This is a genomic window from Salegentibacter tibetensis, from assembly GCF_020164485.1.
Lineage (GTDB): Bacteria > Bacteroidota > Bacteroidia > Flavobacteriales > Flavobacteriaceae > Salegentibacter > Salegentibacter tibetensis.
In genome coordinates, this window is the sequence record NZ_JAIQZA010000019.1 from 55,502 (window position 1) to 82,066 (window position 26,565).

General features: G+C 38.8%; 22 protein-coding genes and 1 pseudogene. 14 read left to right on the forward strand and 9 right to left on the reverse strand.

Annotated elements, in window-relative coordinates:
• Position 1: 1 nt before the first annotated feature.
• The 4 genes from LB467_RS11215 to LB467_RS11230 all read right to left on the reverse strand — a co-directional run bounded on the left by LB467_RS11215 (position 2) and on the right by LB467_RS11230 (position 6,119).
• Positions 2 to 3,157: an efflux RND transporter permease subunit gene (locus LB467_RS11215; protein WP_224474130.1), complete on the reverse strand. Its 3,156-nt coding sequence runs from the start codon at positions 3,155 to 3,157 to the stop codon at positions 2 to 4.
• Positions 3,158 to 3,163: 6 nt separating this feature from the next.
• A complete protein-coding gene (locus tag LB467_RS11220; protein ID WP_224474131.1) occupies positions 3,164 to 4,291 on the reverse strand; it encodes an efflux RND transporter periplasmic adaptor subunit in 1,128 nt (375 codons plus the stop codon).
• Positions 4,292 to 4,306: 15 nt separating this feature from the next.
• Positions 4,307 to 4,792 (reverse strand): GbsR/MarR family transcriptional regulator, encoded by a 486-nt coding sequence (locus LB467_RS11225; protein ID WP_224474132.1) that lies wholly within the window; start codon positions 4,790 to 4,792, stop codon positions 4,307 to 4,309.
• 247 nt (positions 4,793 to 5,039) lie between these two features.
• The gene (locus LB467_RS11230) at positions 5,040 to 6,119 is read right to left on the reverse strand and encodes an isoaspartyl peptidase/L-asparaginase family protein (protein ID WP_224474133.1); all 1,080 of its coding nucleotides are present in this window, start codon (positions 6,117 to 6,119) and stop codon (positions 5,040 to 5,042) included.
• Between the two features lie 201 nt (positions 6,120 to 6,320).
• Here LB467_RS11230 and LB467_RS11235 point away from each other — a divergent pair, with 201 nt between their 5' ends.
• The 3 genes and pseudogenes from LB467_RS11235 to LB467_RS19195 form a co-directional block, all read left to right on the forward strand.
• The gene (locus LB467_RS11235) at positions 6,321 to 6,863 is read left to right on the forward strand and encodes a 3-hydroxyanthranilate 3,4-dioxygenase (RefSeq protein WP_224474134.1); all 543 of its coding nucleotides are present in this window, start codon (positions 6,321 to 6,323) and stop codon (positions 6,861 to 6,863) included.
• Positions 6,864 to 6,924: 61 nt separating this feature from the next.
• Positions 6,925 to 8,478 (forward strand): L-piperidine-6-carboxylate dehydrogenase, encoded by a 1,554-nt coding sequence (amaB, locus tag LB467_RS11240; protein ID WP_224474135.1) that lies wholly within the window; start codon positions 6,925 to 6,927, stop codon positions 8,476 to 8,478.
• 724 nt (positions 8,479 to 9,202) lie between these two features.
• Positions 9,203 to 9,526, forward strand: a pseudogene (locus LB467_RS19195) (YkvA family protein); the annotation flags it as partial.
• A 165-nt stretch (positions 9,527 to 9,691) separates the two neighbouring features.
• Here the strand turns inward: LB467_RS19195 and LB467_RS11250 are convergent.
• From LB467_RS11250 to LB467_RS11270, 5 genes are all read right to left on the reverse strand, one after another.
• Positions 9,692 to 10,696 carry an acyl-ACP desaturase gene (locus LB467_RS11250; RefSeq protein ID WP_224474136.1) on the reverse strand — a complete coding sequence of 335 codons (1,005 nt, stop codon included), beginning with the start codon at positions 10,694 to 10,696 and terminating at the stop codon, positions 9,692 to 9,694.
• A 162-nt stretch (positions 10,697 to 10,858) separates the two neighbouring features.
• On the reverse strand, positions 10,859 to 11,587 hold the full coding sequence (locus tag LB467_RS11255; protein WP_224474137.1) for a metallophosphoesterase family protein: 729 nt from the start codon (positions 11,585 to 11,587) through the stop codon (positions 10,859 to 10,861).
• A gap of 1 nt (position 11,588) precedes the next feature.
• Positions 11,589 to 12,725: an ATP-binding protein gene (locus LB467_RS11260; protein WP_224474138.1), complete on the reverse strand. Its 1,137-nt coding sequence runs from the start codon at positions 12,723 to 12,725 to the stop codon at positions 11,589 to 11,591.
• Between the two features lie 94 nt (positions 12,726 to 12,819).
• Positions 12,820 to 13,209 carry a four helix bundle protein gene (locus LB467_RS11265; protein WP_224474139.1) on the reverse strand — a complete coding sequence of 130 codons (390 nt, stop codon included), beginning with the start codon at positions 13,207 to 13,209 and terminating at the stop codon, positions 12,820 to 12,822.
• A gap of 35 nt (positions 13,210 to 13,244) precedes the next feature.
• Positions 13,245 to 13,994: an SDR family NAD(P)-dependent oxidoreductase gene (locus tag LB467_RS11270; RefSeq protein WP_224474140.1), complete on the reverse strand. Its 750-nt coding sequence runs from the start codon at positions 13,992 to 13,994 to the stop codon at positions 13,245 to 13,247.
• Positions 13,995 to 14,151: 157 nt separating this feature from the next.
• On the opposite strand from LB467_RS11270, the gene LB467_RS11275 reads away from it, so the two are divergent.
• The 11 genes from LB467_RS11275 (at position 14,152) to LB467_RS11325 (ending at position 26,384) form a co-directional block, all read left to right on the forward strand.
• Positions 14,152 to 14,970: a DUF4382 domain-containing protein gene (locus LB467_RS11275; protein ID WP_224474141.1), complete on the forward strand. Its 819-nt coding sequence runs from the start codon at positions 14,152 to 14,154 to the stop codon at positions 14,968 to 14,970.
• 135 nt (positions 14,971 to 15,105) lie between these two features.
• Positions 15,106 to 16,110 carry an AAA family ATPase gene (locus LB467_RS11280; protein ID WP_224474142.1) on the forward strand — a complete coding sequence of 335 codons (1,005 nt, stop codon included), beginning with the start codon at positions 15,106 to 15,108 and terminating at the stop codon, positions 16,108 to 16,110.
• 67 nt (positions 16,111 to 16,177) lie between these two features.
• Positions 16,178 to 17,044, forward strand: coding sequence for a DUF58 domain-containing protein (locus LB467_RS11285; protein ID WP_224474143.1), 867 nt, complete (start codon positions 16,178 to 16,180; stop codon positions 17,042 to 17,044).
• 6 nt (positions 17,045 to 17,050) lie between these two features.
• On the forward strand, positions 17,051 to 18,685 hold the full coding sequence (locus tag LB467_RS11290) for a cytochrome c-type biogenesis protein (RefSeq protein WP_224474144.1): 1,635 nt from the start codon (positions 17,051 to 17,053) through the stop codon (positions 18,683 to 18,685).
• A complete protein-coding gene (locus LB467_RS11295; protein ID WP_224474153.1) occupies positions 18,685 to 19,689 on the forward strand; it encodes a vWA domain-containing protein in 1,005 nt (334 codons plus the stop codon). Before LB467_RS11290 ends, LB467_RS11295 begins: the two co-directional genes overlap by 1 nt.
• Before the next feature lie 21 nt (positions 19,690 to 19,710).
• Entirely contained in the window at positions 19,711 to 20,760 is a 1,050-nt protein-coding gene (locus LB467_RS11300; protein ID WP_224474145.1) for a VWA domain-containing protein, read from the forward strand.
• Between the two features lie 4 nt (positions 20,761 to 20,764).
• Entirely contained in the window at positions 20,765 to 21,637 is an 873-nt protein-coding gene (locus LB467_RS11305) for a tetratricopeptide repeat protein (protein WP_224474146.1), read from the forward strand.
• 54 nt (positions 21,638 to 21,691) lie between these two features.
• On the forward strand, positions 21,692 to 23,446 hold the full coding sequence (locus tag LB467_RS11310) for a BatD family protein (protein ID WP_224474147.1): 1,755 nt from the start codon (positions 21,692 to 21,694) through the stop codon (positions 23,444 to 23,446).
• Positions 23,447 to 23,535: 89 nt separating this feature from the next.
• Positions 23,536 to 24,285, forward strand: coding sequence for a tetratricopeptide repeat protein (locus LB467_RS11315; RefSeq protein WP_224474148.1), 750 nt, complete (start codon positions 23,536 to 23,538; stop codon positions 24,283 to 24,285).
• Positions 24,286 to 24,413: 128 nt separating this feature from the next.
• Positions 24,414 to 24,653 carry a hypothetical protein gene (locus LB467_RS11320; RefSeq protein WP_224474149.1) on the forward strand — a complete coding sequence of 80 codons (240 nt, stop codon included), beginning with the start codon at positions 24,414 to 24,416 and terminating at the stop codon, positions 24,651 to 24,653.
• 171 nt (positions 24,654 to 24,824) lie between these two features.
• The gene (locus LB467_RS11325) at positions 24,825 to 26,384 is read left to right on the forward strand and encodes a SulP family inorganic anion transporter (protein WP_224474150.1); all 1,560 of its coding nucleotides are present in this window, start codon (positions 24,825 to 24,827) and stop codon (positions 26,382 to 26,384) included.
• The last annotated feature ends 181 nt before the right edge of the window (positions 26,385 to 26,565 follow it).

Below are 26,565 nucleotides of genomic sequence, written 5' to 3' on the forward strand. Positions count from 1 at the left end.
TTTATTCTTTTTCAGAAATTGATTTGTTTTCTGTTTTTGCAGCTTCAGGAGTACCGGTTATCTTTTCCTGTAACCACTGGAAAATGATATACAGAATAGGAATAACAAAAACCCCTACTACGGTTCCAATTAACAATCCGCCAACAGCTCCGGTACCAATAGACCTATTTCCCTGGGCCCCAACGCCAGTGGCGAGTACCAGCGGAGTTAAACCTAAAATGAAGGCAAAGGAGGTCATTAAAATGGGTCGTAATCTTACCCTGGCACCATTTATGGCCGCCTCGGTTAAAGGCATACCTTCTCTACGCCTTTGAATGGCGAACTCAACGATAAGAATGGCATTTTTCGCCAATAATCCAATTAACATAATTAAGGCTATCTGGAAGTAGATGTTGTTCTGTAAACCAGCCAGCCAGGTTGTGAAATAAGCTCCTGCAACCCCAATTGGCAATGAAAGAATTACTGAAAACGGTAAAAGGTAACTTTCGTACTGTGCTGCCAGTAAAAAGTAAACAAATACAATACTTAAGAGGAATATTATTCCTGCCTGCCCAGAGGAAGCGATTTCTTCTCTGGTAAGGCCTGAGAAAGCAATATCGTATTCATTAGGTAAGTCTTGTGTTGCAACCTGCTCAATCGCGTTAATTGCATCACCTGAGCTATAACCCGGTGCTGAGGAACCTGTGAGTGTTACCGCGTTAAAGAGGTTAAAACGGGTTACTGTTTGAGGGCCATAAATTCTCTCTAAGGTTACGAATTGAGAAACAGGCGCCATTTCACCGCTGGGAGTTTTAAGAAACATGCTGTTTAAACTTTCTTCATTTATACGATCTTCCGGCAATGCCTGAACGAAAACCCTAAATTGTTTCCCAAATCGGCTAAAGTTTGCTGTATAAATACCTCCAACATAACCTTGCAAAGTGCTTAAAATATCGCTAATACCAACTCCGGCTTCTTTGGCCTTTGGCACGTCTATATTCATTTGCAATTGTGGATAATTTGTACTGAAAGGATTAGAAGCAAATGCGATTTCAGGTCTTTGCATTAGACTTCCTACGAAGTTAGATGCAGTTTCATCTAAGTCTTTTAGTTGGCCTGAAGTACGATCTATTAACTGCATCTCAAAACCATCTGCACTACCAAAACCGGGAACACTGGAAGGTGTAAAATAGATAATTTCAGCGTCACTAACTGTAACAGCTTTTTCATTTAATTGGGCTATTATCCCGTCTATCGAAGTTTCTTCTGTTTCCCTGTCTTCCCAGTTTTCAAGTATTATAAAGCCCATAGCGTAAGAACTACCTGATCCGGAGAAAAAATTACGGCCTGCAATAACTGTCGCGGTTCGTACCCCTTCTATAGTTTCCATTTGATCGTAAAGGGTTTGAGAAACCTGGTAGGAGCGATCTAAGGAAGAACCCGGAGGAAGTTCGACATTTACAAAAATTACCCCACGATCTTCTGTGGGTACAAAACCTTTAGGAATAGAATTATCTGCCCAGAAAATGCCTGCCGTAGCAAGTGCCAGGATTAAGAAAGTAATCCATTTGTGCTTCACTAAAAAGCCAAGCGAGGTCGTGTATTTTCTGGTCGTCGCTTTAAATGCGGTATTAAAGGCTGTGTAAAATCGTTGTAAGAGATTTTTCTTTTTTTCTTTTTCTGAATGCGGTTTTAAAAAAAGCGCACATAATGCAGGACTAAGCGTTAACGCATTTACTGCTGAAATTAATATTGCAATAATTAGGGTTACACCAAATTGTTCGTAAAATACCCCAGAAGGCCCCTGGATAAAGGTAATAGGAATAAAAACCGCTGCCATTACCAGCGTGATTGAAACAATAGCTCCTGCTATTTCACTCATCGCTGAAACCGAAGCTTTCTTAGCACTTTCGGCACCGTCTTCCAGCTTTGCGTGGACTGCTTCAACTACTACAATGGCATCATCTACCACAATACCAATGGCTAGTACCAACGCAAATAAAGTAAGCAGGTTAACCGAGTATCCTAAAATCCCCAGGAAGAAAAATGTTCCAATAATAGAAACCGGAACGGCGATTGCTGGAATTAAAGTAGATTTTAAATCCTGAAGAAATACAAATACTACTAAGAATACCAATAAGAATGCTTCAATTAAAGTTGTTCTTACTTTTCCTATAGACGCGGTTAAAAATTTGTTGGTATCGTAGTTTATAATGTAATCTACACCTTCCGGGAAATCCTCTTTTAAATCATCTAACTTCAAATAAATTTCTTCAATAACTTCCTGGGCATTAGAGCCCGGAGTTTGAAAAACACCAAAACTAATCGCCGGATGTCCTTTAGATCTGGAAAGGGAAGCATAAGAGAACGCATCCAGTTCTACACTTCCAACATCTTTTACCCTTAGAAACTGACCATTATCCTGTGCAGAAATTATAATATTTCCGTACTCCTCGGCGGTTTTATAACGTCCTTTATATTTCAATACATATTCAAAAGATTCTCCAACATTCTGGCCTAAAGCTCCGGCAGCTGCTTCTAAACTTTGTTCTCCTATAGCGGCGGTTACATCGCTGGGAACCAAACCATAATTAGCCATTTTTGCGGGATCTAACCAAACTCTCATCGCGTAGTCTTTTCCTCCAAATACATTCACTTCCCCAACACCATTAATACGCTGTAATTCTGGTTTTACGTTAATATTCAAATAATTCTGAATAAAAGTATCGTCATAATCTGGATTGGTAGAGTATAAACCGGCGTATAATAAAGCTGAATTCTGTCTTTTTGTAGTAGTAACCCCGGCGCGAATCACTTCTGCAGGCAAAACCGCGTTTGCCCTGGAAACCCGGTTTTGAACGTTTACTGCTGCGATATCTGGATCGTAGCCCTGTTCAAAAAATACCGTGATACTCGCGCTACCATCGTTACTGGCACTAGAGGTAAGGTAGGTCATTCCTTCAACCCCGTTAATTTGTTCTTCAATTGGAACAATTACACTTTCGAGTATGGTTTCAGCATTGGCTCCGGCATACGAGGCATTCACTTGTACCGTGGGTGGTGCAATATCGGGGTATTGGGTTACCGGTAATTCTGATAGTCCCAAAATACCTAACATCACGATTATGATAGATATAACTGTAGATAGTACAGGACGTTCTATAAAGGTTTTTAGCATAGCTTTTTATTTAAAAACTGTGTTGAAGGAATTTACAATGCTATCTAATGTGATAGGTTGTGGCTGGATTTTGGTTCCGGGTTTTACCTTATTAGCGCCTTTGGCCAGAATAATACTTCCTTTTTCTATACCCTCTTTTACTACATAAACCTTATTTACTTCCTCTAAAATCACTATAGATGAAGCTACCAGGCTTGAATCATCCTTAACCCTATATACAAAAGTCTTTCCCTGTTGTTCGAAAGTAGAAAGTGTAGGAACAATCACCGCATCTTCATAAACCTCAGGTATTCTCACAGTTCCGCTACTTCCATTTCGGAGCAAGCCGTTGCTATTATCAAACTTTGCCCTAAAAGTTACTGTACCGGTTTGCTGATTTATTTCTCCGGAAATTGTTTCAATAGTTCCTTTGTTTTCAAATTCCATTCCGTTGGCTAATACCAAGTTTATTTCGGGTAGATTCTCGATTTTTTCTTCCATTGTATTGGCTTCGGTAGTATTCATAAAGCTTAAGAAGTTTTTCTCATTCATAGAAAAGAATGCATAAACTTCATCGGTTTGAGAAACCGTGGTAAGGGGAGTAGGATCTCCGGGAGAGACTAAAGCTCCGTTTCTAAAATTAATATTACCTACTTGTCCATCTATCGGACTTTTAATATTCGCATAATCTATATTTGCTGCAATACTATTATAATTCGCTTCGGCCTGAGCGAGTTGTGCTTTAGCCGTTTCGAGCTGCACAGGACTAATAATATCTTTCTCTACCAAAGGTTTTAGTTTTTCTACTTCTACCTTGGCTGCATTTACATTGGCTTTCGCCGCTGCAGCATCGCCAGATAAAGATTCGGTTTCAAGCTTAAAGAGCAATTGGCCCTTTTTAACTTTAGCGCCTGCATCTATCAACACATCGGTGATGTAACCTGGCACCTTTGCTCTTACTTCACTATTTACAACACCTTCAATACTGGTTGGGTAGGAAGTATAGCCCGTAACTGTCCTGGTTGGTACTTCTATAACAGGGAAAGGCTGTGGCCCTTTCGCCTGGTTTTCTTGTGCCTGTCCACCTTTACTGTCTGCGCAGGAAGTGAAAATAGCAGTACTTATAAATAGACTTAAATAAATTATCTTTTTCATTGCTTAAAGGTGTAGTTAAGAATTGGTGATCTTTTGCTTTAACTTATTAACTGCTGTAGTGGCTTCGTCTAAAAAGGTTAACAGGCTTTTCTGAAATTCCAGGTCAAAATTTTCCTCGGAATTCAGTTTGTTCATTTCTGTTTTATATTCCAGCACTTCCTGATGAATACATTTTTGAGCTTCCCATTTTGCGGTCATTTCATCAATATAATTCACCATTAGATCAGGCTTTACAATAAAATAGCGCTTGCGATCCCCGGCTTTGGTATAATATTCAATCCTGTTGGTCGCCTGAAGATGTTCAAGATGGGTGGAAACCGTACTTTTTCCGGCTTTTAGGTCTGTAACCAATTGATCGAAGGTGCATCCTTTTTTACCAATCATTATTAGGGTTGCGAAAATTCTTGCGGCAACCGGTGCCAGTTGGTGTTCCTTTTCAATTTGCACCCCGAGTTTCTCTATAAGCCGGGTTTTATGTGCTTCCAATTGTTTTTTATTCATTTCGATAATTTGAACTGCAAAATTAATATTTAGTTCCGAATAAACCGAACCAACGAAACTTAATTATTCGTTAATTAAATTTAAAGCTGAAATCAGCTAGGATTAGGACTATAGTCAGCTGAAATGGTTTAATTGCTTGTTAAATTATTAAACAATAAAAAAGGCTCAAAAAGCAGAAGCTCTTTGAACCTTAAACTCATTAAGTTCCCTTTAAACAGAATATAGAATTGGTAAAACTTATTAAGGATTACTTTTCTTCATAAATCCCTATTTCGAGATCTCCGTCTTTGTTCATTTTAGCGCGGTACATTCCCGCAGTGTTAAACTCCATAGAAACATTTCCTTGATGATCTATAGCGATGATTCCTCCACTACCTCCCAATTCAGGATTCTTTTTTTGAATTACTTCTTTTGCAGCTTCGGCAAGGCTCATTTCTTTATATTCCATAAGTGCTGAAATATCGTAAGCTACAACGCCACGAATAAAAAATTCACCCCAGCCTGTCGCTGAGATCGCCGCTGTTTTGTTGTTGGCGTAAGTGCCGGCCCCAATTATTGGCGCGTCCCCTATACGTCCCCATTTTTTATTGGTCATTCCGCCGGTTGAGGTTCCTGCGGCCAGGTTTCCATTTTTATCCAAAGCGGCGCAACCCACAGTACCAAATTTTGAATCTTTGATAAACGGATCTACAAATGCAGTTTTGCCATCGTGATCCAGCTCTGTTTTTTCTGAATCTCTTGCTTTTAAGCGTTCTAAGCTTTTAAATCGGCTTTTGGTATAGAAATATTCTGGGTCTACAATTTCCAAACTGCGTTCTTCAGCAAACTGCTCAGCGCCTTTTCCTGAAAGCATCACGTGTTCTGAATTCTCCATCACTTCCCAGGCTAAATTTATTGGATTTTTAACCGTGGTTACGCCAGATACTGCACCGGCATTTAAAGTTTTCCCATCCATTATTGAAGCATCGAGTTCGTTTTTACCTTCATTGGTAAAAACGGCTCCTTTGCCCGCGTTAAAAAGTGGTGAATTTTCCATTACATTTATTGTGTGTTGCACGGCTTCTATGGCAGTTCCTCCATTCGCTAGGATTTCGTGTCCGGTTCTTATGGCTTCTTCCAACTTGGCGTTGTATGCCTGCTCGAGGGAATCGCTCATATTCTCTTTAAGAATAGTACCGGCGCCACCGTGAATTACAATTCCGAAATTCTCTACGGAATCCTGGGCTTTTTCGGCTTCGGAAGTTTGATTTTCATTCGTTTCATTTTCAGCCGAAGAATTGCAGGCTAGAAAAAGTGATAAACTGAATAACAGGAATATTTTTTTCATAAAAGATAGATTTTACGTCGAAGATAAGCATTTTGTAAGGTTTTTTGCATTTGCGCCAGGGATAGTATCGAAAAGCCCACAGGAGCCAACAGGCGACGAGGACTTGAAGCGAATAGCCCGTTAAGACGGCCAAAAAGATAAGAAAATCGGCCTTTTTTCTAAGCTTTAAGTTGTAATTTTAAGCAATATAATTTTAAAATCATGGCAGTAAATAAACCTTTTAATCTCGATAAATGGATTGAGCAAAACCGCAAATCACTTAAACCGCCGGTAGGAAACCGTAACCTTTATAAAGAATCTGAAGACTACATTGTAATGGTGGTTGCCGGGCCAAATGCTCGCAAAGATTATCATTACAACGAGACCGAAGAGCTTTTTTATCAGCTGGAAGGTGAAATAGAAGTGCATATTCAGGAAGATGGTAAGAAAAGAACGATGCAATTAGGCCCGGGAGATATGTATTTACATCCGGCAAAAGTGCCACATTCGCCGGTTAGAAAAGAAGGTTCTATTGGCCTTGTTGTAGAGCGAAAACGTGTGCAACTTGAAGGACAAGACGGACTTTTATGGTTTTGCGATAATTGTAATCATAAACTGTATGAAGTTTATTTTCCACTGGAAGATATCGAGAAAGATTTTTTAAAGCATTTTAAACATTTCTACGGAAGCAAAGACTTGCGTACCTGTGATAAATGCGGGGAGGTCATGCCGGTAGATGAACGTTTTGTAGCCGAAACGGAATAGCTTAAAAATTTTATTATTTTAGCAGGAAAGACACAAAAGAACAGATAAAATTTACAAATTAATGAGTGAAGTAGCAGAAAAATTCGGAATAAAACAGGCTTTGAAAGATCTCGGTTTACAGGAAACCAATAATGGAACCTCAACCGGGAAAGATTTTTTTAGCAGTGGGGAAGTAATTGAATCTTATTCACCCGTTGATGGCGCTTTAATAGGAAAAGTAAAAGCAACCACTAAAGAAGATTATGAAAAAGTAATTACCACTGCTGAAGCAGGATTTAAAGAATGGCGCACCTGGCCGGCACCACTTCGTGGAGAAGTGGTTCGCCAATTCAATGACGAATTAAGAAGATTAAAGGAACCTTTGGGAAAACTGGTTTCCTACGAAATGGGAAAATCTTACCAGGAAGGTTTGGGAGAAGTTCAGGAAATGATAGATATCTGCGATTTTGCAGTTGGACTTTCCCGTCAGTTACATGGTTTAACCATGCATTCTGAGCGTCCCGGGCATAGAATGTACGAACAGTACCATCCGCTAGGTGTGGTTGGGATTATTTCGGCCTTTAACTTTCCCGTGGCAGTTTGGTCGTGGAACACGGCTTTGGCCTGGGTTTGTGGCGATGCCTGCGTTTGGAAGGGTTCAGAGAAAACTCCGTTAACTTCGGTTGCCTGTCAAAACATCGCAGCCCGCGTTTTTGCAGAAAATGATGTTCCGGCAGGGATTTCATCATTAATTACCGGCGATTATAAAGTTGGTGAAATGATGACTAACGATAAACGAGTGCCTTTGATTTCGGCTACCGGTTCTATTAGGATGGGGAAAATTGTTGCCCAGGCCGTAGCCGCAAGATTAGGAAAATCGCTTCTTGAATTAGGAGGAAACAATGCCATTATCGTAACCCCAGATGCCGATATTAAAAATACAGTAATCGGGGCAGTATTTGGAGCCGTAGGAACCTGCGGACAACGTTGTACTTCTACCCGAAGAGTGATAATTCACGAATCTATTTACGATAAAGTAAAAGACGCGATCGTAAAAGCTTATAAGCAGCTGCGTATTGGGAACCCTTTGGATGAGAACAATCACGTTGGCCCGCTTATCGATAAAGATGCGGTAAAAAATTACCAAAGCGCTTTAGATAAGGTAGTAGAAGAAGGTGGTAAGATCTTAGTTGAAGGCGGCGTGCTGGAAGGCAAAGGCTATGAAAGCGGTTGCTATGTAAAACCAGCTATTGCTGAAGCTAAAAATGATTTTAAAATCGTACAACACGAAACTTTTGCACCCGTACTTTATATTATGAAATATTCAGGAGATGTATCAAATGCACTAGAATTGCAAAATGGGGTAGTGCAGGGTCTTTCTTCAGCAATAATGACCAATAATTTAAGGGAAGCAGAGCGTTTTCTTTCTGTAGAAGGGTCAGATTGTGGGATAGCGAATGTAAACATAGGAACTTCAGGTGCTGAAATTGGCGGTGCCTTTGGCGGTGAGAAAGAAACCGGCGGTGGAAGAGAATCTGGCTCTGATGCCTGGAAAATCTATATGCGCAGGCAAACCAATACGATTAATTATACTACTGAACTGCCATTGGCACAAGGAATTAAGTTTGATTTGTAATTGGTGCATTCCTCTCGTTCGTGCCTCACTCGTGGGATGCAGGGGCGAAGGGAATTAAATTTGATTTGTAGGTGATTTTTTAGCATTTTTTCAAACCTTGTTGTAATCGTCACCCTGAGACCCGTGATAAAAAATTACCTAGCGTAGGAAAATGACGTTTTCGAGCAAAGCGAGTTTTAAACTCCGTGTGTGAGTGTAGAAAATCAGCAGCGTTAATAATTTTTGAAGCCTTGGAAAAAATTTAGCTGCTGATTTGCGATTTTTTGGCCCCTGTTGCCAAAAAAACACCTCCACATAGGACGCCTTTTTTTGTTTCGTTTTACTTGTATCCGACGAACGCAGTGAGAGGAATACACGCAAAAAATAAAAAAGGAAACTTCTAAATCAGGTAAGTTTCTTTTTGAATTATAAAAATATAAAAACAAACCTAATAACAAGGTATTAAAAATACGTCAATGGTACCTTGTTTCAGAGCCTGCCTGATTTTTATCGGGGGTCTAACATGTTTTAATTACCAACAACTTAGATTCTGAAATAAACCCGCCTGAACGGAAGGGCGGGTTCAGAATGACGAAATAAGGTTTTTGGGAAAGACTGAATTTTGAAATTTATAACCTCACAGCATTTAAAATCTTGTGAGGTTTATTTTTTCTAAGATTTTAGCATTTCCATAATTCAGCCTTCAATAATAATTTTATACTTTGTGGGCATTAAAAAATGAACAATGAGCAAAATAGATAAAGAGACGATAAGGAAGGAGCATAAAAAACGTCAGGACGATTTTGAGGAGGAGGATATAAATGATGTTCTGGAAGATGAGGAAGCCATAAAATCTAAATTTGAAAATAAGGGAAAGTTGCAGCGTTATTTAGATGATGCTAAAATACTTTTTAGTTTGCTGAAGGATTATGCAAACGGCACCTACAGAGAAGTACCTTTTAATGTTGTAGCTGCCATTGGTGGCGCACTAATTTACGTGCTTTCTCCAATAGATTTAATTCCCGATTTTATTCCAGTTATCGGATATTTAGACGATGCAGCAGTAATTGCTTTCTGTCTTAACCTGATTGAAAAAGACCTGATTTCTTATAATATCTGGAAAAAACAACAGGGATAAATTATATTTTTTATCTAAAATATTTCCCAAAAAAAGAAACCTCGCAATTCCATTAGTTATTGGAAATGCGAGGTTTTGTTTTTTTACAGGATAAAATTAAATCCTTCCGTTGGCCTCAACCCATTTAAAGGTATGTTGATCTTGAGGAATTGACATACGATCTGCAATTCTTCGCATTCTGTCTGGTAATTTCATCAAGTAATCCCGGGCTTTTTCAGCCTCATCGGTTAAGGAACGCATTTTGTCTATTTCCCAGTAAGCATTCAGTTTTTCGAGAATTTCTATATAATCGTAAGTTGTATATACGCCAAGTCTTTGTGCTGCGTTTGAGAAATTCTCAAAAGCTTCTGCAATTCCCTGTCCGCTTTCGCGAAGAAATTGAGCAGGCATAACGATCTTTCTTTTCATCATATCGTGAAAAGCCAGCATCATTTGGCTGGGATCGTGTTCAAAGATGGTTTTTACAAATTCACGGTAAGCCATATAATGCCTCATCTCGTCTCCTGCAATAATATTACACATTTTCCCGAGCATTTTATTGCCTTTCTTTTTGGCTAACTGCCCAACACGCTTATGTGAAATATTGGTGGCAAGTTCCTGAAAACTTGTATAAACGAAGTTTTTATAAGGATCACGACCGGTACCAATATCGAAACCGTCACTTATTAAATATTGCGTGGTTTTTTCAATTTCCCGCATATTTACCCGGCCAGAGAGGTAAAGGTATTTGTTAAGGGTATCTCCATGACGGTTCTCTTCTCCCGTCCAGTGGCGAACCCATTTAGACCAGGCGTTTTCTTCACCGCGACTTTTACCATGCTGTTTTACGCCTTCCATATCCATAAGCCAGGATTCGTAGGTTGGCAGGGCTTCCTCAGTAACCATATCGGCAACTAAAACTACCCAAAAATCGTATTCAAGTTCTTTGGCTTCTTCCCTGATTTGGGTAAGCTCGGCCATATAATTTTCTCCCTGTAAATTGGGAAGAAGATCTGTGGGTTGCCAAATTTCTTCTACCGGAATAAGGTATTTTTCAATGAAACCATCTACCTCTTTTTCAACGGTATTCATTACTTCTAATCTAATATTGTCGAGGGCCATTACATGTTAATTGGAGCAGGCGTTAGCAATCCTGCTGGATTTATAAATACTGCTACAAAGATTATACTTAAGTTTTTACTAATATAATTCAGCACAAATAAAAGTCAAAATCCTTGAAGTACAAATATATAAAGAGAAAAGGCGTTTTTTGGTAAAATCGTCTTAATTTCTACCTTCCTCACCGGGATATAGTTTGAAAACAGGCTCGCTTTGCCAAATTTCTTTTGAGTTTACATCTATAGCCGATAATTTCCCCATAAATGCGGCGCCGGTATCTACGTTCCAAATGCTTGCGCGTTTTACGGGAGCACTTTCATCAATTCTGGTTACCGGGGTATGACCAATAAATATTTCATCAAAAAGCTGAAGGCGTTTTGGGTAATTTACATCATCCGACTTTATATTTTTATCTAATGAGAGTGCCATTTCCCATAGGGTGCGATCCCAATAAAACCCGGTGTCATGGTATTCCTGCTCCGGGCCGTGCTGGTTGGTAAACCCGGCGTGTACAAATAGTCTGTTTTTCTTATCTATATAATAATTTAGCATCTGGTTATAAAACTCGATATGCTTTTCCTTTTCTTCCGCAGAAAAATTTCGGTATGCATCAATGCTTGACTGGCCGCCGTGTTCCAACCATTTTTCGTTAAGCTCTCCTGTTTCCAACCAACGATGAGTAAGGTCGTCGTGATTTCCACGCAGAAAAATACAGGTATTTTGTTTGGCGAGTTCTATGAGGTAGGAAACCACATTGGCTGAATCACTCCATCCATCTACATAATCCCCCAAAAAAATAAGCTCGTCTTCTGGAGTGACTTCTATTTTTTCAAGGAGTTGAATTAAGGCTTTTAATCCGCCGTGAATGTCTCCAATAGCAATGCTTCGGCCCATATTAATTGTATTTTACTTTTCTTAAAATTCGCATACTTTCTTTATAATAGTTATAAACTTCCTGGCTGTATTCCTTCAAATAAGGTTTTGCTTCTTCCAGTTTGTCTATTGCCTTTTCAAAGTTGTTTAAATAACAAAGTAAATAAGTTGATGGCAAATTTTTAAGGTCTTTTGTTTGTTGTTTGTCTAACGGAACCTTTTTTTTAAGCCTTTCCACCAGCTTGCTGTTTATATTGTAAATATGATAAAGCGTTTTTTTGTCGAATGCTGGTGGCTCAAATAACAATTTACTTTCTATATCATAACTTACGCTGTCTTTGAAAATGATAGTTGTTTCTTCCAGCGGATAAAATTGATATTTATCATGCAATCCCAACTGAACATATTCCAGGATCTTAAATTCTTCTTCGGTAAGACTTATGCTCACCTGGTCCAGGTCTGAATAAAACAATTTCACCTGTTCATTGATCAATTCTATATCTACGCGCGAATAAAAAGTTTCGTTTTTTGCCTGGATCTTTTTTCCCGCCCAGCAAACCACAAAATATTCTTTAAAAACCTTATAAGTAGCGTTGTAATCTTTTCTTTTCTGAAGAAAATCGAAAACCCCGTCCAGGGTCAATTCAATATTGTTATGAGAATGTTTCTCTATTGAATTTACTATTTCTGAGTTAACATCTTTAATCTCCACACCAAAAACTTTCGGCATGCTGATGCTGCCTTCCCTCAGGAAAACCGACCCTCCATAATACTTCCAGATATTTTTTCTAAGTGAACATATTTTGCCGTGATTGGGCCTGATACTTACTAAACCCACCACGAGATTTCCCGGCAAATGCGGAAAGGGAATGTTTTCGTAAGAAATTAAAGGCGGATTGCTCAAATAAGCATTTACAAGATTTTGAATTTTACTGTCATCAAAGAAATCGGTTCCAATAATGCTGTTGTCCTCATCTTTTACCCCAATTACGATGTAAGAATTATTTTTGGGGTTGGAATTAGAAAGGGCACATACATGCTTTAAAAACTTAGCTTTACCTTCCCGTTCTCCAATATTGAGCTTCAGCTTTTTGTCGTAAAAGCTGTTCTCATCATTATGAGCGAGTAGGTTTTTTATTAAAAGCCGTTTGTTAATCATGCATGCTAACTTTGTCATTTCCTCGCAGGCGGAAATCTCTGTTTTATTATTTATTACTATTTCTATTGTTTATTGAAAGTTACCTAAGAAAACCTTAATCATATTTAAAGCCTTTACGTTCTGATTTTTTAAGGTAATTCATAAATTTCGAAATTTGTTTATTAAGAATTTCAGATTCCTTGTATAGTACTTTAAATGTTTCTTTAGAAATATGCTCTCTATCAAAACACCGCTGTAACTGGGCTCGGGTTTCATTATTTGAACCTCTTGAATACCCTAAAAACTGAATAAATTCTCTATTCCCACCTCTACCAAATCCTTCTGCAATATTATCCATAACAGAACCAGATGATCCATTAATTTGATCCCGTAATTTGTAATCTTGCTGTAGATTAGTGGTAATAATAATTTTCCATATTTCCTGACATTGAACTCTGGCCAGTTTATAGATTTCTAACTCTTCAAAAGTTTCAAAATGTGCCATATTAAAATATTAATAGAAATAAAAAATAAGGAATATTAGTCTTTATTCACAGTAACACTATTCGCCTGCGCGGTTGGCATCACTACTAAATCGGCAATGTTTACGTGATAAGGTCTTGTTACCACAAACCGAATAATATCTGCGATATCCTCCGGGCGTAGAGGGGTGAAATCCTCATAAACACCTTTGGCCTTTTCGGTATCTCCTTTAAACCTCACTTCGCTGAATTCGGTTTGTGTGAGCCCCGGATTAACGGCTCCAACCTTAATACCGTGTTTGTTGAGGTCTAATCGCATTGCCTGGTTTAAAGCATCTACTGCATATTTGCTGGCACAATAAACATTTCCGTTAGGGTAAACTTCTTTCCCGGCGGTAGAACCTATATTGATAATATGGCCGGCACCCTGATTTATCATCTTCGGAAAAATTGCTTTGCTTACATATAATAGTCCTTTTACATTAATATCCAGCATTGTGTCCCAGTCCTCAATATTTCCATCCTGGATAGGGTCTAAGCCGTGGGCATTTCCGGCATTATTTATAAGTATATCTATTTCACTAAATTTTTCAGGAAGACTGTTAATTTTCTCGAAGACCTCTTCCTTTTTACTAACATCAAAGCAAAGCGTATAAACCGCCACCCTTTTTGATAATTCTTTTTTTAATTCAATCAATCGCTCTTCTCTTCTTCCGCAAAGAATAAGATTTATGCCTTCCCTGGAGAGGGCTCTGGCGGTAGCTTTTCCAATTCCACTGGAAGCTCCCGTAATAAATGCAGTTTTCATATGATGCTTTTCTTTATACCTAATTATCTACAAGTAACTAGCTTGGATTTAAATATGCAATTTAAAATCCTGTTAAATTTAGTTAATCTAGTATCCGGGATAAAATTTAATCTACAATGCTGCGTTTTCTTCTCTAAACAATTAATAAACCTATTTTATGAAAAGAACGATGAAGAACCTAAAGTTAAAAAGTCTACTGCTTGCAACAGTAATCGCTTTTGGATTTACCAGTTGTAGTGATGATGATGAAAATGGAGTTGAGGAAGGCAACGCTCGTCTCACCGTGAGGATGACAGATGCTCCAGGAGATTATGACCACGTTTGGGTAGATGTACAGGATGTAATGATTAAAACCGAAGCAGGAGTTGGTGAAGATGAATCCGAATGGGAAAGTCTTTCTAATGTTGAAACCGGCCGTTATGACCTTTTGCAATTAACCGGTGGAGTATCGCAATTACTGGCAGATGTTGAAATACCTGCAGGATATCTTGATCAAATTAGATTGGTTTTAGGTCCTGATAATGTTGTGGTTGTAGATGATGAGGAAATAACCATGGCTACGCCAAGTGCACAACAATCTGGATTAAAATTACAGGTACAACAGGAACTTGAGGCAGGAGAACAATATGAATACCTCCTGGACTTTGATGTGGATGAGTCTATCGTAGAAACTGGCAACGCAGGATATATCCTGAAGCCGGTGATTAGAATGTCGGCTATGGCCAATACGGGGTCAATAATGGGAAAAGTACATCCAACAGATTTTCAAAGTTTGGTAAAAGCAAAAAATGCGAGCCACACGATCTCGGCGTATACCGATGCAAGTGGGAATTTTGTTCTTCACGGTGTTCCGGCAGGAACTTACCAGGTAACTGTAACTCCAGATGCTGATACTGGACTGGAAATGAAGTCTATGGACAATATAGAGGTAGGTGAAAATGATGCAATAGATCTTGAAACTATTTATTTGGAATAATCACAAGAATTCACTTATAAATAAAGAGCGGCTATTTTTAGCCGCTTTTTTGTTTTTTAACCATACATTAACAGCCTAAACGCTAATAATTTTCCAATTTGCGGCCACGAATTCAAGGTCTTAAATACGCATAAAATGATAGATAACAACGCCTCTGTAGATATAGCAAGTTTAAATGAAAAAATAGAGAGGGAAAGTGCTTTTGTAGATTTACTTAACAACGAAGTCAATAAAGTTATAGTAGGGCAGAAGCATATGATGGAGCGCTTACTTATAGGTTTATTGGGGCAGGGACATATTTTGCTTGAAGGTGTTCCCGGTTTGGCAAAAACCCTGGCTATTAATACTCTTTCACAAGCCGTTCACGGTAGTTTTAGCAGGATCCAGTTTACACCAGATCTTTTACCTGCAGATGTTGTGGGAACTATGATTTATAATATGAAGCTGAATGATTTTAGCATAAAAAAAGGACCTATTTTTGCGAATTTCGTATTAGCAGATGAGATTAACAGGGCGCCTGCAAAAGTTCAATCGGCTTTGCTTGAGGCAATGCAGGAAAAGCAGGTAACCATTGGTGAAGAAACCTTTATTTTAGACAAACCGTTTTTGGTTATGGCCACGCAAAACCCGGTAGAGCAGGAAGGAACTTATCCTTTGCCTGAAGCTCAGGTAGACCGTTTTATGCTGAAAACCGTTATAGATTATCCCGAAATTAACGACGAGCAGTTAATTATGCGCGCCAATTTAAGAGGGGAATTTCCAAAGGTAAATCCTGTGGTGAGCATTGAGCAAATTTTACGTGCACAACAAGCTGCCAGAGAAGTTTATATGGATGAAAAGATTGAAAAATATATCCTGGATATTATTTTTGCAACCAGAACTCCTGAAAAATATAATTTAAAAGATCTAAAACCTTTAATAAATTTTGGAGCTTCACCAAGGGGAAGTATAAACCTGGCAAGAGCTTCAAAATGCTATGCCTTTATAAAACGCCGCGGGTATGTAATTCCTGAAGACGTTAGAGCGGTGGTTTTAGATGTACTTCGTCATAGAATTGGAATTACCTATGAGGCTGAGGCCGAAAATGTAACTTCTGAAGATATTGTGCATAAAATAGTAAACGAGATAGAAGTACCATAAACTTCATTTTTTATCTAATATTCGCATTTTCCAATTATTTGCTGTGTAAAAACACAACCGCTTCCTAATGGATACCAAAGAGCTTTTAAAAAAAGTAAGAAAGATTGAAATAAAAACCCGGCGTTTGAGCGATCACGTTTTTGGCGGGGAGTATCATTCTACTTTTAAAGGCCGAGGGATGACTTTTAGCGAAGTGCGTCAATACCAATTTGGGGACGATGTTAGAAATATAGACTGGAACGTTACTGCGCGTTACAGCGAACCTTTTATAAAGGTTTTTGAAGAAGAACGTGAACTCACCATGATGCTCATGGTAGATGTTTCGGGTTCAGAATTCTTCGGAACGCAAAATCAGCTTAAGAAAGATGTGATTACCGAAATTGCGGCTACTTTGGCCTTTTCGGCTACACAAAATAATGACAAGATTGGGCTGATGCTTTTTTCAGATAAAATAGAGCTTTATATTCCACCCAAAAAAGGGCGTTATCACGTATTGCGGATTATTAGGGAGCTAATAGAATTCAAACCGAAATCTAAAAAAACCGATATAGCTGTTGCCATAAAATACCTGTCTAATGTGATGAAGAAAAAGGCGATTGTTTTTATGCTTTCAGATTTTATGGACGACGATTACCAGCAAACTCTAAAGATCGCGGGCAATAAACACGATGTTACAGGAATTAGGGTTTACGATTCGGCAGAAGAAGAGATTCCGAATTTAGGTCTGGTACAAATGTTGGATGAGGAAACCGGCGAGTATGTGACAGTAAATACCGGTTCTAAATCGGTGAGAAAAAATTACGCTGAATATTATCGCGGAAGGGCTGCTTACTTCAACGAGAGTTTTACGCTTAGCGGCGCAGGGGTTATAAATAACCGCGTAGATGAAAGTTACGTAAAAAAATTACTGGGTTATTTTAAAAGAAGAGGTTAAAAACAAATGAATAATAGATTTATAACAACATTAAATATTTATAAAGCGGCAGCCTTGCTGCTTTTTCTGTTGTTATCTTTTCAGGCTTTTGCCCAGCAACCTCAAATAAATGCTGGAATAGATTCTTCTTCGATCAAAATTGGGGAGCAAATTATTTTTAGTATTGAGGTAGAAACCGATTCAACTGATTTGGTGGTTTTTCCTGAAGGACAAACTTTTGATCCTATGGAAATGGTAGAGTCCTTAGGCGCCGATACCACTACAGTAGAAGATCGTTTCAGGCTATTAAAGAAATATTCGCTTACCCAGTTCGATTCAGGAGTATACACAATTCCGCAGCAAAAAATAATTATTCAAAATCGGGAATACCTAACCGATTCTTTTAGGGTTGAGGTTGCCGATGTACAGGTTGATACCACCCGGCAAAAAATGTACCCTATAAAACCTGCTGTAGATGTTCCAAAACCTTTCAGTATTCCAAATTGGGTTTGGTGGTTGCTTGCGGTATTGGCCTTGTTTGGGATTGCATTTTATTTCTTCAAAAGGAGAAAGAAAAGAAAAGAAGCAGAGCCGGAATTGCCGCCTTACGAGCAGGCAATGTTTGAGCTGAAACAACTTGATAATTCATCCTTGCTGCAGGACAGGGAAATCAAGGAATATTATTCACAACTCACCTTTATTGTAAGGAAATACCTGGATAGGAAAATCTATGACAGGGCGCTGGAAAGCACAACCTCAGATCTTATCGCTTACCTGGAATTAAAAAAGGAGGCAGGGGATCTAAGTTTAAAAGATAAATCTATAGATAACCTCCAGCAGTTATTGAAACGTGGCGATTTGGCCAAGTTCGCCAACTCGAGACCAGATGTAATAACCGCGAAAAGCGATCGTACCAAAGTCGAGCACCTTATAAAAGACATCAGGCAGGTGGTTCCCGAACCTACTGAAGAAGAATTGATGCAGGATGAAAATTACCGAAGGGAAAAGCTTTTAAAAAGAAGAAAGAAAATGATTATTGCGGTTGCAGGAGGTGTACTTATTCTGGCTATAGTGGTCATTGCAATTCTGGTAAATACCAAAGGCTTCAATTTTGTGAAAGATTCGGTTTTTGGAAATGAAACCAGGGAATTACTGGAAGGTGACTGGATTAAAAGTGAATACGGAACACCAACTGTAACTATAACTACCCCCGAAGTTTTAGTAAGAAAAACGGTAGAACGTGACGATGAACTTCAGGAAATGCTTCTGGGTAGTGAAACCTTTGATTCTGGAACCCTGGAAAGCAATTTATATATTTTACTTATTACCGGACCGGTGAACCCGCAAGGTGATTTTGATTTAGAAAAGGCGGTAGATGGAATTTATGAAAATCTTGAGAGCCAGGGCGCCCGTAATATTATTATGAAAGAGGAAGAATTTACCACTATAAACAATTCAAAAGGAATAAAAGTTTTTGGAACTTTTGATCTTGAAAATCCTATCACCGGCGGACCTATTAAAAAGGAATATGCCATTCTCAATTTTGGGGAAAATGGAGGTTTTCAACAAATTATGGTGGTGTTTGATGAAGATGATGATTATGCTGTTGAGATCTTACAACGAGTAGAAAATTCTATAGAATTAAAAAATCAGGCTAATTGATGTTTGCTAACTATACATTCGAAAATCCGGAATTTTTCTGGCTCTTATTGCTGCTTTTGCCGGCAATAGGCTGGTATTTCTGGAAACGCAAGCAGCAAACCCCAGAGCTTAGAATGTCTAGTGTAAAAGGTTTTAAGGTAAAGCAATCCCTGCTTTCTAAAATAAAGCCTGTGCTTTTTGTACTTAGATTACTTGCCCTGGCTTTATTGGTTGTTGCTATGGCGCGCCCAAGAACGGTAGATGTTACTACACAAAGCAGCAATATCAGGGGTATAGATATTGTAATGGCCATAGATGTTTCGGCAAGTATGCTGGCGCGGGATTTTGAACCAAACCGTCTGGAATCTGTAAAGGAAGTGGGTGCCGAATTTATAGAAAACCGCCCCACCGATAGGATTGGCCTGGTGCTTTTTGCCGGCGAAAGTTTTACAAAAACGCCTATTACCAGCGATAAGAGCATTGCCTTGAGGGCTATAAATGAAGTTGAATACAGCGATATCCTGCAAAATGGTACTGCCATTGGTTCTGGTTTGGCTACGGCTGTAAACCGTTTAAAAGATAGCGATGCAGAGAGTAAGGTTATTATTTTACTTACCGATGGGGTTAATAATTCGGGGTTTATAGATCCTAAGATAGCCAGTGAGCTTGCAGTAGAATTCGGGATCAAGACATATACCATTGGCGTGGGAAGCAATGGCAATGCGCTTACGCCGGTAAATATTTTATCAAATGGAAGGTTTCAATACGGTGTGCAAAAAGTAGAAATTGATGAAGCTTTATTGCAGCAAATCGCTGCAGATACCGGCGGAAAATATTTTAGGGCAACCAATAATGAGACCCTGGAGGAGATTTATGAAGAGATTGACAGTTTGGAGAAATCTGAAATAGAAGAATTCAGATATTATAATTATTCCGAAAAATTCAGGCCTTATGCTTTATTGGCATTGGGATTATTGCTTTTTGAAGTAATCTTGAGGTATACTGTATTTAGAGGTTTTATTTAAAAAATTAGAAAGAGAAGTTTAATGTTCATCTTAGAAGAGAAAATATATTTATGGCTTTTACTGCTTATTCCGGTGGTGATTATGCTGTACCTGGTTTTTAGAATCTGGCAAAAGCGGGCGAGATCGCGTTTTGCCAAACCGGCGCTTCTAAGTTTCCTGGCTCCAAACCGATCTTCCTTTAAACCATTTCTAAAACTCCTCTTACTGCTTTTAGCACTGGCAAGTTTGGTGGTAGGGCTTGTAAATCCTAAAATAGGATCTCAATTAGAAACCGTAAAGCGTGAAGGTGTAGACATAGTTTTCGCTATAGATGTTTCAAAAAGTATGGAGGCCGAAGATATTGCGCCCAATAGGTTGGAGAAATCAAAACAACTCGTTAGGCAAATTATAGGCAATCTTGGCAGTGACCGTGTTGGGATAATCGCCTATGCCGGAAGTGCTTTTCCGCAATTGCCAATTACTACAGATTATGGTTCGGCTAAAATGTTCCTGGAAAGCCTGAATACCGATATGATCTCCTCCCAGGGAACCGCGATCGGGGATGCGATAGATTTAGCTACCGGCTTTTTTGACGATAATCAACAAACCAACAGGGTGATGTTTATTATTAGTGATGGTGAAGATCACGAAGGTAATGTTGAAGATATGGCCAGGCAGGCCGCAGAAGCAGGAATTCGAATCTATACCATTGGGGTAGGAACAACCAAGGGAGGACCAATCCCTATTAAAAGGAATGGAGTGGTCCAGAATTACAAAAAAGACAACCAGGGAGAAACGGTAATTACAAAACTTGATCCGGCAATTCTTGAGGAAATAGCTGCAGAGGCAAATGGGGTTTATATAGATGGCACTATAACGGCAGAAGTAACCGAAAGGGTACAGGAAGAGTTGCTCACCATTGAAAAAACTGAATTTGAAGCCAAACAATTTGCCGACTATAAATCGCAATTTCAGTGGTTTGTAGGTTTGGCAATTTTATTGTTGCTGTTGGATATATTTATGCTGGAACGAAAAACGGGCTGGATAAGAAGGCTTAATTTATTTAACGAAAAAAGAAAAACAGAGGAGTGATTCAATGAGAGGTTTTTCAGCAAACATATTACTTTTAATTTTTGGCTTCTTGCTTTCATTGCCTGTAGTTGCCCAGCAACAAAATGATAAGGAAAGAGAAAGAGCTCAAAAAGAGGCGCGGCAATTTATGCAGGATGCCGATGAGGCATTGGGAGAAAATAATTTTCCTGAAGCCGAGGCTGCTTATAGAAAAGCAATTGCGAAAGATCCTGAAAACAGCGACGCAAGGTATAATATGGGAAATATGTATTATACCCGCGACAATTCGCCGCAGGCTGCGCAACGTTATAAACAGGCCGGTGAGGTTGCCGATACTAAACCTGCAAAACATCAAGCTAACCACAACCTTGGTAACGCTTATATGAAGCAGAAAAGGTATCAGGAAGCTGTAGATGCGTATAAAAATGCTTTGCGAAACGATCCAACTGATGATGAAACCCGGTATAATTTAGCGCTTGCCAAAAAAATGCTGGAAGAAGAACAGGAAGACCAGGATGACGACCAGGACGGTGGCGATGATGAGAATGAAGATCAGGACGAGCAGGATCAGGATCAAGACCAGGAAAACGAAGACCAACAGGATCAGGATCAAAATGGTGAAGGCGATAACGAAGGTGATCAGGATCAACAAGACCAGGATCAAGACGAGCAGGAAGGCGACCAGGATGAGCAGGATCAACAAGATGGTGAGGGTGATCAGGAAGAAGAGGAGCAAGAGCCAGAGCAAGGTCAACCCCAACCGGCACAGGGGCAGTTATCTCCAGAACAAATTCAAAGTTTACTGGAAGCGATGAACAATGAAGAAAGAAAGGTGCAGGATAAAGTAAATGCGGAAAAACAAAAAGGTGCCAAAGTGCAATCTGAAAAAGATTGGTAAAATTTTTGATACATTTCTTTTCAAAATCTTATCTTAAAGAAAGGGGTTTTATAGATGAAGTTGAAGTTTTTAATACTTAGCATTTTATTTTTTACCGGTATTGGTTTACAGGCCCAGGTGAAGTTCGAAGCCAAAGTGAGCAAGGACAGGCTTGGGGTAAACGAACGCCTTAGGGTAGATTTTGAAATGAACCAGGATGGCGATAATTTTCGGCCTCCTTCTTTTGATGGCTTTACCGTTGTAGGCGGTCCAAACCAGTCAGTGAGCAATCGCTGGATTAACGGCGACCGTACATATTCAAAAACCTATTCTTATTATTTACAGCCAAATTCCCGTGGAAGCAAAACCATTGCCCAGGCTGAAATTACCATAGACGATAAAATTTATAAAACAACCCCCATAGATGTTCGGGTTACCGCTGCGGTAGACGAACCAACCGACGGCGATAGTTCTGACCTCATAGCTTCAGATAACCTGCATTTGGTGGCTGAAATTTCTAATCCCACTCCTTATTTAAATGAAGGGATCACTGTAGTTTATAAGCTTTACGTAAGTCCGCGGATTAGTGTAAGCAATTTTAGGGAGGTAGATAGCCCAAAATTTTCAGATTTCTGGAGCCAGAATATCGAAATAAGGGAATTAAGACCAGAAAATGGGGAGTACAAAGGGGAACCTTACCGTTATGTAGTGCTTAAGAAAGCTGTTCTGTATCCGCAGAAAACAGGTGAATTGGAACTTGAACCGCTCACTTTGTCAGTTTCTGTAGATGTACCCAGTGACAGGCGTGACATTTTTGGCAGTAGAATTTACAAAACAGTAAATAAAACCGTTGCCGCCGGCACGAGGACTATAGATGTTAAGCCTTTGCCAGATGGGAAACCAGCAGGTTTTACCGGTGCTGTAGGTAAATTCAGTTTAAATGTAAGTACTACTAAAGATAAACTTGATGCCTCAGAATCATTGGAGGCAAAAGTTGAAATTAGAGGTAACGGAAATTTAAATTTATTTGAATTACCATCACTTCAGGTGCCGTCTTCCCTGGAGATGTATGATCCCGAAAGAAAAGAAAATGTAACTACTACCTTGAATGGAAAACAAGGAAGTATTATTGATAATTACACCATAGTGCCAACCCGAAAAGGCCAATACCCAATTCAGTCCTTAACTTTCTCATATTTTGATCCTGAGACGAAAACATATAAGAGCGTGTCCTCTAAAGAAATTCTAATAGATGTAGAGGAAGGCCCTGTTAGCGCTTCTGGAGGTGGAATTGCAGGAACTGGCAAACAAGCTCTTAATTTGCCATCAGAGCAATTCAGGTTTATAAAGACTAAAACAAATTTAAAACCCCTTGAACAGCAAGCCTTTTTTAGGTCCTGGACGTATTGGGGTTCTTTAATTTTACCATTTGCAGCGATTCCGCTCTTTATTTTATTTGGAAAAAAGAGGAAAGCTATCGCAGCCGATGTCACCGGAAACCGGATGAAAAAGGCCAATAAACTGGCGAGAAAATATCTTTCTGAAGCCAAAAAGAATCTTGGCGATCAGCAAGCGTTTTATGAATCCCTGGAGCGGGCAATGCACAATTACCTCAAGGCGAAACTCCATATTCAAACATCAGAAATGAGTAAAGAGCGAATTTCTGAAATACTGAAGGAAAAAAATGTTGCTGATGAAATTTCTACTGAATTTATTGAGGTTTTAAAGAGCTGTGAATTTGCTCGCTATACCCCGGCCTCCAATTCTGCGCAGCAGGAAGACTATGAGAAGGCAGTAAGGGTGATTTCAAAATTGGATAAAGATCTGTAAGATAAAAGCCCATAAGGGTCGTTTGGTAAGAATAGCTATTACCTAAACCAAAGATAAATGATGATAATGTGGCCGTTAAATTATGTGAAATGAAGAATTTGATAATTGTTTTTCTGGTATTTATTTCGGCTTTGGCGCAGGCTCAAAATTCAACGCTTTTTGAAGAAGCTAATGATGCCTACGCGAATGATGATTTTGAAACTGCCATTGCGAAGTATGAAGAAATCCTTGATAACGGGGAAACATCTGCAGCGGTTTATTATAACCTGGGAAATGCACATTATAAATTAAATAATGTTGCTCCGAGTATTTATTATTATGAAAAAGCCCTGCAACTGAATCCTACCGATGAGGATGTGCAAAATAATATAGAATTTGCGCGAAGCATGACCATAGATGAAATCCCTGTCAATGAGGAAACCGGTTTTCAGAAAAGTGTTAATCAATTTATTTCTACTTTCACGTATAATACCTGGGCCTATCTTTCTATTGCTTTATCAATAATTTTCGTAATTCTATTCTTGTTTTATTATTTCAGCAGAAAGCCTATAATAAAACGCAGTCTTTTTGGAGCTGCTGTCTTTGTTTTCCTGCTTGGAGGTATTTCAGTATTTTTCGCATTTCATCAGCAGGAAATTCAGTTTAATAATCAATTTGCTATCATTTTTGCTGATGAAGCTGAAGTGAAAAACGAGCCATCTCAGCGGGGTGATGCCGCATTCAATCTTCACGAAGGTACCAAAGCCAGGGTGCTGGAGGATTACCAGGGTTGGGTGAAAATTGAGCTATCTAATGGTACCCAGGGTTGGATAAAAAATGAAAATATAAAGCGACTATAATAAATATTGTCATTCGATTAACATTAAAATGTGCGATTTTCTTTTAATTAGAAGCAATTGTTGTTATTTTTGCAATTGTGAAAAATCTGGCCTGCATATTCTCTTTTATCTTCATTGCATTTGTAACAGTGCCCTGCATTATTGCGTGCATAGATAATTCTATAGATATTTCGTTAGTGTTTGATGTAAATGAGGAGGAAAGTTCGTCAAAAAACCAGATCAATCTGGAGTTTAATTTTGAAAAACCCCAATCTAATTATGCCAGTATTCACTATCTTCAGGAACACGAGTACACGGGAGATTTTTATACCGAAAGTTACCCAATAATTTTTTTAGATATTATTTTTCCCCCACCCAAGAGCGCTTAATCTAACTTAACTTTTTCTGGATTTTTAAGTTTCTTGTAAACCTGAAGAGTGTATAGAAGACATTTCTTTAGTCTTTAATAGTCCAAAATTCCATTTCATTTTTTAAATTTAGATTTAGAGACCAGGTAATTACCGTTAAATCAAAGGTCTTAACTTAACAAAGCGTTTTATATGTTTAAACATTTTAATAAAGATTTCCCGGCAAGTATTGTAGTATTTTTCGTAGCCATTCCCTTATGTTTGGGAATTGCACTTGCTAGTGGAGCCCCATTGTTTTCCGGACTTATTGCCGGTATGGTGGGAGGTATCGTTGTAGGTAGTATTTCGAATTCACAATTAGGGGTTAGTGGACCTGCCGCCGGTTTGGCGGTTATCGTTTTGAGTGCAATACAATCTCTTGGAAGTTTTGATATTTTCCTTGTTGCCGTGGTAATTTCTGGGATTATCCAAATAATTATGGGAGCTTTAAAAGCCGGTATTATCGGCTATTATTTCCCATCATCGGTAATTAAAGGAATGTTGGCCGGTATTGGTATAACCATTGCAATCTCACAAATTCCTAATGCTTTAGGTTTTTCCAGTGATTTGGAAATCTTTTCGATAGATCAGGGAATTGGGCCGGCATTAAGCAAGTTGACCAGTAATATTCATTTTGGTGCTATTTTAATCACCCTTGTAGCAATTGCCATTCTACTTTTATGGGAAAAAGTACTTACTGGTAAACATAAAATATTCAGCATCGTGCCAGGTCCCTTAGTTGCTGTGGCAGTGGGTGTAATTTATTATATGGTAGTAGAGGGTGCTGCCTTAGGAATACAGGATTATCAATTGGTAACCGTACCGGTGCCTGATAGTGCTGCTTCCTTTCTTGGACAATTCTCCTTTCCTAATTTTGCTGAAATCACAAACTCTGAAGTTTGGATCGTAGCTATTACACTAGCCATTGTTGCCAGTTTAGAAACCTTATTAAGTGTTGAAGCGATAGATAAATTAGATCCTTTAAAAAGAACTACAGATACCAACCGTGAGCTTTATGCACAGGGTGCAGGTAATATGATTTCAGGCCTTATTGGTGGTTTGCCGGTTACCCAGGTAATTGTAAGGAGTTCTACTAACGTACAATCTGGAGGTAGAACAAAAATGTCTGCTATTCTTCATGGTTTTATAATTCTTATTTCTATTATCGTTATTCCATCTGTTTTGAATATGATTCCTTTGGCAGTACTGGCCGCAGTACTTTTTATGGTAGGATATAAGTTGGCTAAACCAGCGCTCTTTATGCAGATGTTTAAATTAGGAAAAGGACAATTTCTACCTTTTATAATTACTGTACTTGGGGTGGTGTTTACCGACTTGTTAATGGGCATCGGACTCGGGCTCGCAGTTGGAATTGCGGTTATTTTGATTAATAGCTATAAAAATTCTCACTTCCTGCATAAAGAAGGTTATGATGTTCCCGATGGTCATTACAAGATCACGCTTGCTGAAGAATTATCTTTCCTTAATAAGGGGGCAATTCTAAGGGAATTGAATGAGCTTCCGGAGGGAGCAACAGTAATCATTGATGTTAGAAAAACAAGGGTATTGGATTATGATGTACTTGAGATTTTAGATGAATTTTCTATTAAAGCCAAACGAAAGGATATTACAATTAAACTTATTTCTGAAAAAGGAGAAGTTGTAAATCCTGAAAGTTTCAGAAGATTCTTTGGACTGGACGTACCGGTTTAAATAAAGATTGAGTATTATTCTAGAGGGAGTTTGAGAAGTCGTATTCTCGTCAAGCTGAGACCTGCGGTAAAAAAATTACCTAGCGTAGGATTTTGACGTAATTTTAATGGTAAATATAATGAACCACGAGTTAACCGATATAAGTATAGTGTTTCATACCTGTTGCTGAGTATGGTTTTGG

Excerpts from the sequence above, each read along its gene's own strand:
- LB467_RS11260 (WP_224474138.1), bottom strand. The coding sequence starts at position 12,725 with ATGATTAACAAACGGCTTTTAATAAAAAACCTACTCGCTCATAATGAT.
- LB467_RS11255 (WP_224474137.1), bottom strand. The coding sequence starts at position 11,587 with ATGGGCCGAAGCATTGCTATTGGAGACATTCACGGCGGATTAAAAGCC.
- LB467_RS11280 (WP_224474142.1), top strand. The coding sequence starts at position 15,106 with ATGATAGATAACAACGCCTCTGTAGATATAGCAAGTTTAAATGAAAAA.
- LB467_RS11250 (WP_224474136.1), bottom strand. The coding sequence starts at position 10,696 with ATGGCCCTCGACAATATTAGATTAGAAGTAATGAATACCGTTGAAAAA.
- LB467_RS11230 (WP_224474133.1), bottom strand. The coding sequence starts at position 6,119 with ATGAAAAAAATATTCCTGTTATTCAGTTTATCACTTTTTCTAGCCTGC.
- LB467_RS11325 (WP_224474150.1), top strand. The coding sequence starts at position 24,825 with ATGTTTAAACATTTTAATAAAGATTTCCCGGCAAGTATTGTAGTATTT.
- LB467_RS11315 (WP_224474148.1), top strand. The coding sequence starts at position 23,536 with ATGAAGAATTTGATAATTGTTTTTCTGGTATTTATTTCGGCTTTGGCG.
- LB467_RS11290 (WP_224474144.1), top strand. The coding sequence starts at position 17,051 with ATGAATAATAGATTTATAACAACATTAAATATTTATAAAGCGGCAGCC.
- LB467_RS11300 (WP_224474145.1), top strand. The coding sequence starts at position 19,711 with ATGTTCATCTTAGAAGAGAAAATATATTTATGGCTTTTACTGCTTATT.
- amaB (WP_224474135.1), top strand. The coding sequence starts at position 6,925 with ATGAGTGAAGTAGCAGAAAAATTCGGAATAAAACAGGCTTTGAAAGAT.
- LB467_RS11275 (WP_224474141.1), top strand. The coding sequence starts at position 14,152 with ATGAAAAGAACGATGAAGAACCTAAAGTTAAAAAGTCTACTGCTTGCA.
- LB467_RS11295 (WP_224474153.1), top strand. The coding sequence starts at position 18,685 with ATGTTTGCTAACTATACATTCGAAAATCCGGAATTTTTCTGGCTCTTA.
- LB467_RS11215 (WP_224474130.1), bottom strand. The coding sequence starts at position 3,157 with ATGCTAAAAACCTTTATAGAACGTCCTGTACTATCTACAGTTATATCT.
- LB467_RS11265 (WP_224474139.1), bottom strand. The coding sequence starts at position 13,209 with ATGGCACATTTTGAAACTTTTGAAGAGTTAGAAATCTATAAACTGGCC.
- LB467_RS11310 (WP_224474147.1), top strand. The coding sequence starts at position 21,692 with ATGAAGTTGAAGTTTTTAATACTTAGCATTTTATTTTTTACCGGTATT.
- LB467_RS11285 (WP_224474143.1), top strand. The coding sequence starts at position 16,178 with ATGGATACCAAAGAGCTTTTAAAAAAAGTAAGAAAGATTGAAATAAAA.
- LB467_RS11305 (WP_224474146.1), top strand. The coding sequence starts at position 20,765 with ATGAGAGGTTTTTCAGCAAACATATTACTTTTAATTTTTGGCTTCTTG.
- LB467_RS11235 (WP_224474134.1), top strand. The coding sequence starts at position 6,321 with ATGGCAGTAAATAAACCTTTTAATCTCGATAAATGGATTGAGCAAAAC.
- LB467_RS11220 (WP_224474131.1), bottom strand. The coding sequence starts at position 4,291 with ATGAAAAAGATAATTTATTTAAGTCTATTTATAAGTACTGCTATTTTC.
- LB467_RS11270 (WP_224474140.1), bottom strand. The coding sequence starts at position 13,994 with ATGAAAACTGCATTTATTACGGGAGCTTCCAGTGGAATTGGAAAAGCT.
- LB467_RS11225 (WP_224474132.1), bottom strand. The coding sequence starts at position 4,792 with ATGAATAAAAAACAATTGGAAGCACATAAAACCCGGCTTATAGAGAAA.